Source organism: Catenuloplanes indicus (assembly GCF_030813715.1).
Classification (GTDB): domain Bacteria; phylum Actinomycetota; class Actinomycetes; order Mycobacteriales; family Micromonosporaceae; genus Catenuloplanes; species Catenuloplanes indicus.
Window position 1 is genome coordinate 3,024,424 of sequence record NZ_JAUSUZ010000001.1, and the last position, 12,871, is coordinate 3,037,294.

General features: G+C 71.8%; 11 protein-coding genes. 4 read left to right on the plus strand and 7 right to left on the minus strand.

The genetic code is table 11. The features are described from left to right. Positions 1-12 precede the first annotated feature (12 nt). A complete protein-coding gene (locus J2S42_RS13530; protein ID WP_307239115.1) occupies positions 13-897 on the plus strand; it encodes a hypothetical protein in 885 nt (294 codons plus the stop codon). Further along, positions 894-2,018 carry a non-hydrolyzing UDP-N-acetylglucosamine 2-epimerase gene (wecB, locus tag J2S42_RS13535; RefSeq protein WP_307239117.1) on the plus strand — a complete coding sequence of 375 codons (1,125 nt, stop codon included), beginning with the start codon at positions 894-896 and terminating at the stop codon, positions 2,016-2,018. The genes J2S42_RS13530 and wecB overlap by 4 nt, the downstream gene beginning before the upstream one ends. A 55-nt stretch (positions 2,019-2,073) precedes the next feature. On the opposite strand, the gene J2S42_RS13540 is transcribed toward wecB, so the two are convergent. Genes J2S42_RS13540 through J2S42_RS13555 form a run of 4 tightly spaced genes read right to left on the minus strand, consistent with a single transcriptional unit; the run spans position 2,074 to position 5,492 of the window. Next, positions 2,074-2,202, minus strand: a complete 129-nt coding sequence (locus J2S42_RS13540) for a hypothetical protein (protein ID WP_307239118.1) — start codon at positions 2,200-2,202, stop codon at positions 2,074-2,076. Further along, positions 2,192-3,031, minus strand: coding sequence for an alpha/beta hydrolase (locus tag J2S42_RS13545; RefSeq protein WP_307239120.1), 840 nt, complete (start codon positions 3,029-3,031; stop codon positions 2,192-2,194). Before J2S42_RS13545 ends, J2S42_RS13540 begins: the two co-directional genes overlap by 11 nt. A gap of 50 nt (positions 3,032-3,081) precedes the next feature. Further along, positions 3,082-4,260, minus strand: coding sequence for an erythromycin esterase family protein (locus J2S42_RS13550; protein ID WP_307239122.1), 1,179 nt, complete (start codon positions 4,258-4,260; stop codon positions 3,082-3,084). Then, a complete protein-coding gene (locus J2S42_RS13555; protein ID WP_307248744.1) occupies positions 4,257-5,492 on the minus strand; it encodes an FAD-dependent oxidoreductase in 1,236 nt (411 codons plus the stop codon). Before J2S42_RS13555 ends, J2S42_RS13550 begins: the two co-directional genes overlap by 4 nt. Before the next feature lie 400 nt (positions 5,493-5,892). On the opposite strand from J2S42_RS13555, the gene J2S42_RS13560 reads away from it, so the two are divergent. Beyond that, the gene (locus J2S42_RS13560; RefSeq protein ID WP_307239124.1) at positions 5,893-6,936 is read left to right on the plus strand and encodes a S1 family peptidase; all 1,044 of its coding nucleotides are present in this window, start codon (positions 5,893-5,895) and stop codon (positions 6,934-6,936) included. A gap of 175 nt (positions 6,937-7,111) precedes the next feature. Here the strand turns inward: J2S42_RS13560 and J2S42_RS13565 are convergent, their stop codons facing one another. Both J2S42_RS13565 and J2S42_RS13570 read right to left on the minus strand, forming a co-directional pair. Next, on the minus strand, positions 7,112-8,386 hold the full coding sequence (locus tag J2S42_RS13565) for a glycosyltransferase (RefSeq protein ID WP_307239126.1): 1,275 nt from the start codon (positions 8,384-8,386) through the stop codon (positions 7,112-7,114). Positions 8,387-8,395: 9 nt separating this feature from the next. After that, positions 8,396-10,627, minus strand: coding sequence for a glycoside hydrolase domain-containing protein (locus J2S42_RS13570; RefSeq protein ID WP_307248745.1), 2,232 nt, complete (start codon positions 10,625-10,627; stop codon positions 8,396-8,398). Positions 10,628-10,780: 153 nt separating this feature from the next. On the opposite strand from J2S42_RS13570, the gene J2S42_RS13575 reads away from it, so the two are divergent. Further along, positions 10,781-11,545 (plus strand): RNA ligase family protein, encoded by a 765-nt coding sequence (locus J2S42_RS13575; protein WP_307239128.1) that lies wholly within the window; start codon positions 10,781-10,783, stop codon positions 11,543-11,545. A 4-nt stretch (positions 11,546-11,549) separates the two neighbouring features. Here the strand turns inward: J2S42_RS13575 and J2S42_RS13580 are convergent, their stop codons facing one another. Beyond that, positions 11,550-12,704, minus strand: a complete 1,155-nt coding sequence (locus J2S42_RS13580; protein WP_307239130.1) for a cytochrome P450 family protein — start codon at positions 12,702-12,704, stop codon at positions 11,550-11,552. Positions 12,705-12,871: the final 167 nt, after the last annotated feature.

A 12,871-nucleotide genomic window follows, 5' to 3' on the forward strand; every position in this document is an offset into this window, starting at 1 on the left:
GGCACCGACACCATGACTTCTCGACGGAACACCGCTCGCAACGCGGCGCTCGCCGCGGGCGTCTGCCTCGCGACCATCTTCGGCGCGGCCTCGCCGGCCATGGCGGACACCTCCAACGCGTACGCCCAGGCCCTGAGCACCACGCTGGTCGGCGGCGTGCTCGGCGCGCGCACCACGCCCGCCCAGGTGGCCAACGACGGCACCCAGCCGGTGCAGACGTCCACCGGCAACCCGACGCTGATCGGCGGGCAGAGCATCCTCAAGGCCGGTGTGCTCGTGCAGCAGGCGACCGCGTGGCCGGAGGGCCGGGACGCGGCGTGCGCCGGTGTGGCCGGCAACGGCGGCGTCGTCGCCATCGGCAACGACGGCACCTGCACGGTCTCCGGCAGCGGCGGCGTCTCGCTGGAGCTGCTGAACGTGCTCGGCCTCGGCAGCGTCACGCTCAAGGCGGACGCGATCACCAGCGAGTGCTACGCCACGTCGCTCGGCGACCTGCGGGCGAAGTCCACGCTGGCGAACCTGCGGCTGGAGACCAAGACCGCGCTCGGCACCACCACGACCACCAGCCTCGCCGGGCAGACCGGCCCGAACACCGGCGTCAACGTCGGCGGCCTGCTCGGGCTGGGCAACATCGCCACCCTGCTGATCAACGAGCAGCACACCGACGCGACCAACAACAGCGCCAGCGCGACCGCGCTGCGGATCGGCCTGCTCGGCACGACCGGCGTGCTCTCCTCCACGGTCGAGGTCGGCAAGGTCATGTGCGGCGAGACCAAGTACACGCCGGCGCTGCCGGTGCACGGCCTGCCGATCGCTGGTGGCGCGCTCGCCGTCGCCATGTGGTTCGGCCGGCACCGCATCAAGTCGCTCGCGACCTCACTGCGCGGTGCCCGATGACCGCGGTCGCCGTCGTCTTCGGCACCCGCCCGGAGATCATCAAACTCGGACCGGTGATCGCCGCGCTCGGCGCGGCGGCCCGGCCGGTCTTCACCGGCCAGCACTACGACGCCGCGCTGGTCGACACGTTCCTCGCGGTCGCCGGCGTGCCGGACCTGAAGCCGGCCCTGCCCGGCATCGGCGGCACCGGACGCGCCGACCAGGTCAGCCTGATGCTCAGCGGGCTCACCGCACTGTGGCGCGCGGACCGCCCGGACGCGGTCGTCGTGCAGGGCGACACCAACACGGCCAACGCGGCCGCGCAGGCCGCCCACTACCTCGGCATCCCGGTGGTGCACGTGGAGGCCGGGCTGCGCAGTTTCGACCGCAACATGCCCGAGGAGATCAACCGCCTGGTGATCTCCGCGGTCGCGGACGTGCACTGCGCCGCCACCGAGGAGAACGCGGAGTTCCTGCTGCGGGCCGGCACCCCCGCCGAGTCCGTACACCTCACCGGGAACCCGATCGTCGAGGCCACCCGCGCGATCCTGCCGTCCGAGTTCGCGCGGCGCCGCGCGCTCGCCGACGCCGGCGTGACCGGCCCGGACTTCGTGCTCGCCACGATCCACCGCCCGGAGAACGCCGACGACCCGGACCGGCTCGCGCTGATCCTCGCCCAGCTGGCCCTGCTCGGCCGGCCGGTGGTCCTGCCCCTGCACCCCAGGACACGGCAGACCATCAGCCGGTACGAGGTACCGGTCCCGCCGCAGATCACCGTGACCGACCCACTGGACCACGCCCGGTTCCTGGCGCTGGCCACCGCCTGCACGCTGGTCGTCTCCGACTCCGGCGGCGTACAGGAGGAGGTCACGGTGATCGGCAGGCCGCTGGTCGTGGTCCGCAACAGCACCGAGCGCCCGGAGGCCATGCGCGCCGGCTTCGCGCTGCTGGCCCAGCCCGCCGAGATCCTGGACGCCGCCCGGCGCCTGCTGGACCCGGCCCACCTGGCACGCCTGGCCCACACGCCGTCCCCCTTCGGCGACGGCCACGCAGCCGAACGGATCGCCGCGCTCACCCTGGCCGCGATCCACCACACCCCCGCGGCCGCGGAACCCCCCGTGCCCGTTCTGCGGGCCGCCTGACATTCACCCCCGCACGGAGAACCCCCCGAGGCAGGCTGGGCCTCGGGGGGTTCTCTCATTCCCGGCCTCGGTACTCGCTCCTCAGCCGGGCGATCGACCCGGTCTCCGGTGCTGCCCATACCGTGCCGTCCGGGGCGAGCGCGATGCCGTACGGGCTGCCGCCCACCGGAAACTCATCGATCATTTCTCGTCATCCGCTCGATCACGTCCGCCAGCGCGGCCGGGGCGGTCGCCGGCACGTTGTGGTTCGCGTCCAGGTCGACCAGGTGCCGGGCGGGCCGCGCCGACACGATCGTGGCCACCTCGTCCCGGCGGTCCGCGTAGAACCCGCGGGTGGCCAGCACGATCGTCATCGGGCACCGGACCCGCTCGTACACGTCCACGGCCGGGAACACGTCGTCCGCCGGGTCCGGCGCACCAGCGGTCGCGATCTCCGCCACCGTGGGTCGCCGCAGAAAACCGTTCCTCACCGGTACGAACGAGCGCCGTCGCACCTCGCGCACCAGACCGGGCCGGGCGCCCTGCTCCAGCTCGTCCAGCGGCGCGTCCAGCCACGCGTCCCGTTCCGCCGCGGTCGCCTCCCACCCGTACCGGAACGTCTCGCGCATCCACCGCGCGCCCTCGTCCGTCGACCAGTGTGCCAGCGCCGCGGCCGCGGTGGCCCGGTCGTCCAGCACCACGCCGTCGACCACGCAGACGGCGGACGCGTCGATCAGCCCGGCCGCGACCGCGGCCGTCACCGCGTACCCGCCGGTCGAGTGCCCGGCCAGCAGCGGCCGCTCCCAGCCCAGCTCCGCGACGACGTCACCGAGGTCCCGCCAGTACTGCGCGCCGGCCGTGGACCCGAGCGGGTGCTGCCCGTGCCCGCGCAGGTCGACCGCGACGACCCGGTGTCCCCGGCCGGTCAGCCGCTCCGCGACGTCCGTCCAGGCCGCCGCGTTCTGCCCGCTGCCGTGCACCAGCAGGATCGGCACACCGCCGTCCGTACCCCCGAAATCGATGCCACTGATCATCGTCACCACTCTTCAAGTCGGGCCGCCCGGCCGCAACCGGATTCCGGCGCTCAGCGGACGGCCGGGCTGACCGTGGCAAGACAGGCGACCAGGTCGTAGGCGCGGGCGACCGGCAGATCCTGGTAGGTGTCGAGGACGCGGGTGCGGTCCGCGGTGAGCGTGCGGACGTCGGCGAGCACCGGCGCGTCGACGGCCAGCACGGCCTCGACGCTGCGGACGGCCGGCGGAGCCAGGGCGGCCTCGGTGATCTCGACGCCTTCCGGTGCGGTGGCGGAGCGGCGGCGGGTCAGCACACGGCCGGCGGCGGTGGTCAGCGCGATCACCACGAGGTCACCACCGAGGTCGGCCGCGAGGTGGGCGCCGAGCGTGGGCAGCTCGATCCCGGCGGTCGGCAGCGGGATCCGGCTCAGGTGCGAGTTGGCGGCGCCGATGACCAGGCGCTCACCGCGGGCCAGCAGCATGCGCGCGGTCTCGGCCATCGCGGTGTCGCGCGCGTTTACGGCCAGCTCCGCCGTCGTTCCGCCGGCCGTCCGGGCCTGGGCCCGCAGCTGGGCGTCGAGCAGGACCGCGAGCCGCAGCCCGTGCCGCGCCACGGTCCACCCCGCGCCGTAGCCCTGCTCCGGGGCTGCGGCCTGTGCGAACAGCGGGCGCAGCGCGTCCATCCGGGTGGACAGGTCGGCCAGCAATACGGTCTGTGCGTCGCGGTCCGCCGGCGGCATCGCGAGGTAGGCCGCGAACGCGGGCATCGGGTGCGGGCCCGCCCACCGGGTGGCGATCTCGCGCAGGGACGCGAGCGGGCCGGCGGCGCCGGAGTCGAGGAAGGCGTCGAGGCCGTCCAGCGCGGGCAGCATCGACGCCAGATCGCCGGGCAGGTCCAGGCCGGTGTAGCTCGCCTTGCCGTACGCGCGCAGCCACTCGAACGTGCGCCGGGTCTCCGGCGCGTTCCCGAACCGGTACGTCAGCGCGCTCGCCGGGAAACCGCCCGGCGCACCGGCCACCCAGGACGCGAGCGCCCGGCCCTCGCAGAAGCCGGACTCCTGCGCGTACGCCGTGAAGCCCATCCGCTCGACCAGGAACCGCAGCAGCCGGTGCCGGAGCAGCTGATATTCCCGCACGTAGTGCGCGGACTCGCCGATCCCGACCGCGCGTGCGCCACCGATCAGCGCACGCAGCGGTTCCAGGTCGTCGAGCGGGGCATCGGGGTCCACAGTGCTCAGCGCGAGTCTCACGATCGCGCAGGATACCGCTCGGCGCCGGTGCGGACGGGGGCGTGCTCGGGCCGCGGCCCGACGCCGATCATCCGGGCCGGGATGCTCTGCAGCACCGGGAACCGGTCCAGGACACGCAGCGGCAGTGGCGCCCGGACCGGCTTCTCCGTGCGCAGCAGCGGCGCGACCACGGCGCGCTGCATGACCCGCTGCGCGTTCTGCACGATCCGGGTCGGCAGCATGCGGCGGCGCTGCACCGCGGCCAGGTCGGCCCCGGTCAGCCGGCCCTCGCGCAGCGCGGGCGCGAGCAGCCGGGCGGCCGCGACCGCGTCCTGGATAGCAAGGTTGATGCCGACGCCGCCGATCGGCGACATGGCGTGCGCGGCGTCGCCGATCAGCAGCGCGCCCGGCACGTGCCAGCGGCGCAGCCGGTCGACCTGCACGGTGAGCGTGCGCACGTCGTCGAACGAGGTGAGCCCGCCGACCCGGTCGGCCAGCGCCGGGAAGAGCGAGACCACGCGGGTACGGAACGCGTCCAGCCCCTGCGCGACGACCGTGCCGTACGCGCCCTTGGGGATGAGGTACGCGATCTGCCAGTAGCTGCCCCGGTCGATCGAGACCAGCGCTCCGCCGGCCCCGACCAGGCCCTGGATGCCCGCCGGGTCGGTGTCGTGGCGCGGCATGCGGAACCACAGCACGTCCATCGGCGCGCCGAACTCCACCGGGGTCAGGCCGAGCTCGCGCCGTACCGCCGAGGACCGCCCGTCGCAGGCCACGGTCAGCGCGGCGCGGACGTGCAGCGACCCGCCGCCGGACGTGCGCGCCCGCACGCCGCGCACGGTGCCGCCCGGATCACGGTCCAGCGTGGTCATCTCGGCCTCGCGGAGCAGCGTGAACGTGTCGTAGCGCCCGGCCTCGGCGGCGAGCATCTCCAGGAAGTCCCACTGCGGGACGAACATGATGTACGGCGGCCAGCCCTTGAGCCGGCTGAGGTCGCCGATCCGGCGCGTGCCGTCCGCGAACGTGAGCGAGACCCGGTCGACCTTGCGGTGCGGCAGCGCCTCGGCCCGCTCCGCCAGCCCCAGCTCCGCGAGCAGCGCGAGCGTGGACGGGTGGACGGTGTCGCCGCGGAAGTCGCGCAGGAAGTCGGCGTGCTTCTCCAGCACCACCGTGCGCACCCCGGCGCGGGCGAGCAACAGGCCGAGCATCAGCCCGGCGGGACCGCCGCCGACGACACAGACGTCCGTGTTGATCTCATCGGTGCGACTCATAGCGCACCCCCAATCTCATCGACCGTTGAATTATAGGCACGCGCCCGTCGACCACGGGTGTCGAACGCACGACAGCCGCAACGTCTTGGAAATCAGGGTTTGTCGATCAATTGGGCGGATATCACGAGCTGGCGGCCACCCGGCGTCCCAGAAGATGAACAATCCCTAAGGGTTTTCCCTTGTCGTACGCCAAGCCGATCATCCGACACCCCGCAGGTAGAGCGTTTTCGCTGCTCGGGACGCACATACCGCCCAGTACCTCACGTGGGAAATAGGCCTTGTGGGGGACATTGACCGATGGAAGTCTTTCCCGCATCTGGGGCATCAACTCTCCTGATTCGAGTGGAATGTCCGCTGCCGATCCACCCCCTCGGAGGACCACGTGAGATCCACAAGCTCCTCGATCCGGCGTTCAGCGACGATCATCGCGGCGCCCGCCATCCTCGTCGGCGCTCTCATCGCCCCCACCAACGCCCAGGCCGCCCCGACGCTCATGACCGAGGCGCACGCCGACTCGGCCATGACGCTCAGCGACGAGCTCGGCGCGACCCGCACCGCGGGCGCGTACTTCGACGCGGACACCAACCGCATGGTCGTCACCGTGACGGACGCGACCGCCGCCCGCGCGGTCCGGGCCCAGGGCGCGGTCGCCGAGACCGTCACCTTCAGCAACGCGCAGCTCGACGCCGTCATCGCGGACCTCAACAAGACCCCGATCGCGGGTACGGCGTGGGGCACCGACGTCATGGCGAACCAGGTCGTGGTCTCCGTCGACAACACGGTCAGCGCCGCCGACGTGGCCGTCCTCAAGGCCAAGGTGGAGAAGGCCGGCGCCGCGGCCCGCCTCGAGTTCACCGGCAAGCTGTCCACCACGATCACCGGTGGCGACGCCATCTACGCCGGCGGCAGCCGCTGCTCGCTCGGCTTCAACGCCCGGTCCGGCTCCACGTACTACTTCGTGACCGCCGGCCACTGCACCAACATCTCGTCGACCTGGACCAACGGCTCGACGACGCTCGGCACCCGCACCGTGACCAGCTTCCCGGGCAACGACTACGGCATCGTCCGGTACACGAACACCAGCATCGCGCACCCGAGCGCGGTCGGCAGCCAGACGATCTCCTCCGCGGCCACCCCGGCCGTCGGCACCCAGGTCACCCGTCGCGGCAGCACCACCGGCACCCGCTCCGGCCAGGTGACCGCGCTCAACACCACGGTCAACTACGCCGAGGGCTCCGTCTCCGGCATGATCCGCACCACGGTCTGCGCGCAGCCGGGCGACTCCGGCGGCCCGCTGTACCGCGGGTCGGTGGCGTACGGGATCACCTCCGGCGGGTCGGGCAACTGCACCTCCGGCGGCGTGACCTACTTCCAGCCGGTCACCGAGGCTCTCTCGCGTGGCGGTCTGACGGTGGGTGGCTTCTGAGGTTTTCCGCTTCTCGTCCGAGCCGTCGGGGCTGTTTCCCGGCGGCTCGGATTCGTTCTGTCGCTGCCGGTGACGTGGGGGCGGATGGCCTCACGACGGGATCAAGCCCGACCGCCCCGAGTGAGGCCACGCGCCCCCGAACCCCACCCCCACGAAACCGGAGGCTGACAACGATTCAGGCCGCCACCACAGCCGACTTGACCGGGAAAAGATCGTCGAAGACCCGACCACGATCGAACGTCATCGCATGCACCCGCGCCCGAACCTCCAGGTCACGACGCTCCTCCGCGGACATCTCCAGCACCACCCGGTCGACCGCCGCCGCGATCCCCGCGACATCCCCCGCCTCGACGATGACCGCCGCGTCCCCGACCGCCTCGCCGGTCCCGCCCGTCAGCGCCGTGATTATCGGCCCGCCACCGGCCAGCCCCTTCTCGGCCAGCGCGATGCCGAACGTCTCGACGAAGTCCGGCTCCGGCTTGGTCGGCAGGACGTAGGCGGCGCAGCCGTTCATCAGCAAGGGCTTCTCGTCGTCGTCGACGTCGGTCAGAAAGATGATGTTCTCGTCCTCCTTGGCCATGGCCTGGACGTGGTCGAGCGCTGGGCCGGTGCCCGCGACGACCAGCTTGATGCCACGCTCGCGGGCCTCCATCTGGCCGTATGCCATGACCAGGTCGTAGATGCCCTTGGCCCGGGCGACACGGGAGAGGAACAGCACGTAGCCGTCCCGCTTCAGGCCGCGGCGGGCCAGCGCGGCGTCGACCGCGGCCGGGTCCAGATCGAGGTAGGCGGACGAGTCGATCGGCGGGTAGCTGACCGTGACCCGGCGGCGGCACTCCTCGGCGAAGCGCGTGCCGACGGCCGCGTCGACCTCCTCGGCCGACTCGATGATCTCGTCCCGCGTGTAGTCGGAGACGGCGACCACCTCGTCGCTGGCCAGGAACTGGGTGAGCAGTACCGTCGCGGCGCCGAACGCACCCTCGCGCAGGCAGTTGCGGATCACGTTGGTGACGTCCGAGCCGACCGCCTTCGCGATCGTGTAGACGTCCGGCGCGAACCCGGCCGCGCGCGCGGCCGCGACTGCCTCGTTGACCACCTGCGTGTGCGGCACCAGGTACATGGACAGCACGGTGGTCGGCACCGGCTCGGCGAGCAACTCGACCAGCCGGCCGGTCATGCCCGCGATGTGCCGGCCGTCCGGCACCCGGTAGTCGCCGACCGGCTCCGGGCGCTCGACGGTGATGCCGTCGCTGTACGGCAGCAGCCGGTCCAGCGGCTTGAGCGGCAGGCCGGCCGCCTGGAGCGTCGGGATAGTCCAGGTGAGCAGGCGCACGTCGTCGAACCCGCGGGTCAGCGCGACCTCGGCGAGGTTGCGCGCCTCGCCCGAATGGCCGCAGATCACCGGGTCGGCCCGGACCACGATCACGAGACGGCGACGGGGGTATTCCATGGTCTTTCCTTATTGAGCTGCTGCCGCCGAGTCTGACAGGGACGGCGGGCGGATCCCGCGCCCCCACGAGGACGGCTCCGGACCCAGTGTGAGCTGCAATCGGCCGCCGCGGTGAACGTCCGCGGCGCTCAAATGCGTGGCTTCCAGAGGCCTGCCGTTGAGGGTGGCGGCCTGAACGTACTGGACCGGCGGGGTCCGATCAATACCGTCCACCCCGATCGGTGAGTCGCGGTGCCCACTGGTCTCGATGACGAACTCGCCCTCACCGGTCCGGATCATCGCGCTCCGAAACGCGGGCGAATTAATCAGGAAACGATTCTGACCCGCAACGGGGAAAAGCCCGAGCGACGCCCACACGTACCAGGAACTCAGGCCGCCGGAGTCGTCGTTGCCCGGCAGGCCACCACGGCCGGTGCCGAACTGCCAGGTCAGAGCCGCGTGCACGACCTCGGCGGTACGGTCCGGACGGCCCGCGTAGTGGTACGCCCAGGGCGCTTCCATGTCCGGCTCGTTGTTCAGGCCCTCGAACCGGTTGAGTGCGTATCCGGCGGCCATCTCGGACGGTTTCGGGGCCCGGCCGGGTTGGGTCACCGGATCCGCGCCGTACCCGAAGAATTGGTCGAGAATTCGGGTGAAGGCCGCGTCCCCGCCGGCCAATGCGATTCGCGCCCGCATGTCGTGCAGCAGCCGGAAGGAATAGTTCCACTTGCCGCCCTCATAGAACTCGGAGTCGCGCAGCAGCCCGGTCTCCGGGTCGAACGCGTTGCGCCAGCCGCGGCTGCGCTCCTCCAGGTCGTCGGCGAGCCGGCGGTCGTTCAGCGCGCGGGCCACCTTCGCGGTCGCGTGGTGCGCGTACGCCAGATCCAGCGTGTGGCTGATCGGGTGCACGACGCCGTGTTCCCAGAAGTCCTCACCGTACATCCGGCGCAGGTCGTCGACCATGTGCACCAGCGCCCAGTTCCAGTCGATGCCCTCCCGGCCGAGCGCGTGTGCGTCCGCGAGCGCGGTGTGCGCGAGCGCGCTGCCCTGCCGGAAGAACCGGTCCGCGCCGCGCGCCATCCGGTAGCCGATCGGGAAGTTGCCCTCCTCCTCGCACACCCGGATCAGCGACTCCAGCAGGTCGGTGGCCCGGTCCGGGACGATCGCGGCGAGCAGCGGCAGCTGGGTCTTGTAGATGTCCCACATGGTGCAGACGTCGAACGCGTACGGCCCGGAGTCCGGCCAGAACGGTGACTCGTCGTCGCCGAAACACGGCTTGATCAGCGAGTGGTAGAGCGAGGTGGCCAGCACCGTGCGCCGGGCCGGCGTGCCACCCTCGACCTGCACCCGGTCGAGATGATCACCCCAGCGCGCCCGGGTACGCGACCGTACCGTGTCGAACGCGGCGTTCTCGACGCCGCACTCCTTCTCCAGGTTGCGCCGTGCCTGCTCATGGCCGCGCAGCGAGAAGCCCATCCGGATCTCGACGGTCTGCCCGGCCACGGTCGGGCCCATGAAGAGCATGCCGAACGGGCGCAGCGTGGTGTGCCGGATGCTGTCGAAGTCCAGCCGGGTGCCGCCGTTGATCAGGCGACGGTCGTACCAGAGCATCTGCCGCCAGCGTGGCGCGTCGAACTGGACGAAGACGGAGAGCGGCACGCCCTCCATCCACACCGTGCCCTGTGCGAAGCCCTGGCCCATGCTCTCCACCTGGGCGCGCAGCGGGATCGTCCGGCCCAGCTCGATCGCGAGGCCGCCGCAGGACATGTCGATCACCACGCGCGAGCTGCTGGACCGCGGGAACGTGTAGCGGTGCACCGCGACCTTGTCGCCGACCGTGATCTCGGAGCGGATGCCGGTGCCGAGCGTGGCCGCGTAGTAGCCGGGCTCGGCCGTCTCGTCGTGCAGCGGCCAGGCCTGGCCGAGGTCGTCGAGCGGCTGCACCATCGGCGTGACGCGCACGTAGTTGTAGTACTTGCGGATCGCACCGGTGCCGGACTGCTGGAAGTGCGTGAAGCCGGACGCCTGCAGCTGCCCGAACATCTCCTCCGGTACGCCCTCGGTGTTCTTGGCGTACCGGCCGTACCCGGTCGGGTAGGCACCGGAGTAGGCGCAGGCGGAGACCATGCCGAGTGGCGAGGTAGCGCCGGGGTGGGTGTTGCCGACCTGCGGCTTCGGCCACCACCAGGTGGCGGCCAGACCGTCCGCCCGGGGCAGGTCGGTGGCCGCTGTGCCGATGAACGGATCAACGTCGTCTAAGATCCCGAAATTTTACCCGGCGTACGATCTTCGGTCTGTTACGGGCACGTTTCCAGCACGGATTTTTCGGTTGCCCAGTTCGCGGGTGCTTGCGACCCTTACCCCGGCCCCGTGATCTTGCGATGGGCGCCCGCTGATCCGCGAGGAGGGATCGACATGAGCTTCGACGTTCGCGCCACCGACCTGCGTGCCCTGAACTCCATGACCAAGTACCCGTCGATCCCGACGTACCACTCGCTGGACCCCCGCAACGGCGGGCTGCTCGACGAGACGGTCCCGTTCACCGGCACGGTGCTGGCCACCGAGAAGGTCGACGGCACGAACGCGCGGATCGTGCAGCTCCCCGGCGGCGGCTACCTGCTCGGCTCGCGCGAGGAGCTGCTCTACGCGAGCGGCGACCTGATCGGCAACCCGTCCCAGGGCATCGTGGAGAACCTGCGTCCGCTGGCCGACTCGCTGCCCGCGGTGGACCGGTTCCGCGTGCTCTACCTCGAACTGTACGGCGGGAAGATCGGCGGCCAGGCCAAGCAGTACAGCGCGCGCGGCGCGGTCGGCTGGCGCCTGTTCGACGCCGCGCTGATCGACGACCACGCCGGCCTGCTCGCCGCGCCGCCGCAGCAGATCTCGGCCTGGCGGGAGAGCGGCGGCCAGCCGTGGGCGGACGAGGACGCGCTGCACGCGCTCGCGGCCGAGGCCGGTGTCGAGCTGGCGCCGCGACTGTTCACGCTGGACGCGGCGGAACTGCCGACCGGCCTGGAGACGATGCGGGCGCTGCTGGCCGACCGGCTGCCGGCCACGCTGGTCCGGCTGGACGAGTCCGGCAAGGGGGAGGCCGAGGGCATCGTGTTCCGCACCCTCGACCGCTCGGTGATCGCGAAGGCCCGCTTCCAGGACTACGCCCGCACGCTGCGCCGCCGCTGATCCCTCAGAAGAGGTGCACCGGCAGGGACGCCAGGCGCCGGGTCGCCGGGTCGGGCACCCAGGGCAGCTCGGCCGGGTCCACCGCGAGTCGCATGCGGGGGAACCGGTCGAGCAGCGCGGCCAGCACCATCTCGGTCTGCACCCGGGCCAGCTGCGCGCCGAGGCAGAAGTGCGGGCCGTGTCCGTACCCGAGGTGTGCCGCCTCCCGCCGCCGAAGGTCCAGCCGCTCCGGGTCGGTGAAGACGCGCGGGTCCCGGCTTGCGGCCGGCAGCACGGCCGTGACGGGTTCGCCCTTCGGGATGCGTACGCCGCCGATCTCGATCTCCTCGCCGGCGAACCGCGGAATGGTGAGCATCTGCGGCGGCTGCCAGCGGGTCAGCTCCTCCACCGCGCCGGGCAGCAGCGCGGGTTCCGCGTGCAGCGCGCCGATCAGTGCCGGGTCGGCCAGCAGCGTCGCCATCGAGTTGGCGATCAGGTTCGCCGGTACCTGACCGGCCAGGACCAGATGCCAGACCAGCGTGACGAGCTCCTGTTCGGAGAGCCGGTCGCCCTCGGCCGCGGCCAGCATGCCGATCATGCCGGCACCGGCGCGACCGCCGCCGACCGCGCGGATCGCGTCCTCGATCATCTCGGGGACGCGGGCCATCAGCGCGCGTCCGTCGCCGGAGAGGATCACCGCGCCGTGCGTACGCCACCGGTCACGCTCCTCCGCGGGTACGCCGGCCAGCTCGCAGATCACGTCCATCGGCAGCGGCTGCGCGACACCTTTCCGCAGGTCGGTGACGCCGTCCCCGGGCAGCTCGTCGAGCAGCCGGTCGATCAGCGGCGCGATGCGTGGCCGCATCTCCTCCGCGCGGCGCGGCGTGAACGCGGGCCGGACCAGGCCGCGCAGCCGCCGGTGCTCCGGCCCGTCCTGCTCCTGCATGGTGCGCATGTACTGCCGGCAGTGCTCCGGCACGCCCATCCGGATGAAGCTCTCCGGCGACGGCGCGAGGCGCGGATCGGTGAGCACGGCGCGCGCGTCCGCGTGCCGGGTGACGCCCCACATCGCGCCGAACCCGGGCGTGGTCAGCCGCACCACCGGCGACGTCTCCCGCGCGCGGTCGTAGGCGGCGATCGGGTCCCGCAGCAACTCCGGGTCGGTCAGGTCGAACTCCATGACACCCCTCCATCCAGATTTTCTCAACATTCGGATGTTGTCAGTATCTGGATTGAGGCGCAAGATCCCCCGATCGGGTTCGTCCGAGCCGCCACGGTTAAAGTCCGTTAAGGACTGTTTCGCGGCCTGTGTTCCCGATGGCGTGGCAGCTCGGGACCGGGCAGAGT

Excerpts from the sequence above, each read along its gene's own strand:
- J2S42_RS13540 (WP_307239118.1), bottom strand. The coding sequence starts at position 2,202 with ATGATCGATGAGTTTCCGGTGGGCGGCAGCCCGTACGGCATCGCGCTC.
- J2S42_RS13565 (WP_307239126.1), bottom strand. The coding sequence starts at position 8,386 with ATGGAATACCCCCGTCGCCGTCTCGTGATCGTGGTCCGGGCCGACCCG.
- J2S42_RS13580 (WP_307239130.1), bottom strand. The coding sequence starts at position 12,704 with ATGGAGTTCGACCTGACCGACCCGGAGTTGCTGCGGGACCCGATCGCC.
- J2S42_RS13575 (WP_307239128.1), top strand. The coding sequence starts at position 10,781 with ATGAGCTTCGACGTTCGCGCCACCGACCTGCGTGCCCTGAACTCCATG.
- J2S42_RS13545 (WP_307239120.1), bottom strand. The coding sequence starts at position 3,031 with ATGATCAGTGGCATCGATTTCGGGGGTACGGACGGCGGTGTGCCGATC.
- wecB (WP_307239117.1), top strand. The coding sequence starts at position 894 with ATGACCGCGGTCGCCGTCGTCTTCGGCACCCGCCCGGAGATCATCAAA.
- J2S42_RS13530 (WP_307239115.1), top strand. The coding sequence starts at position 13 with ATGACTTCTCGACGGAACACCGCTCGCAACGCGGCGCTCGCCGCGGGC.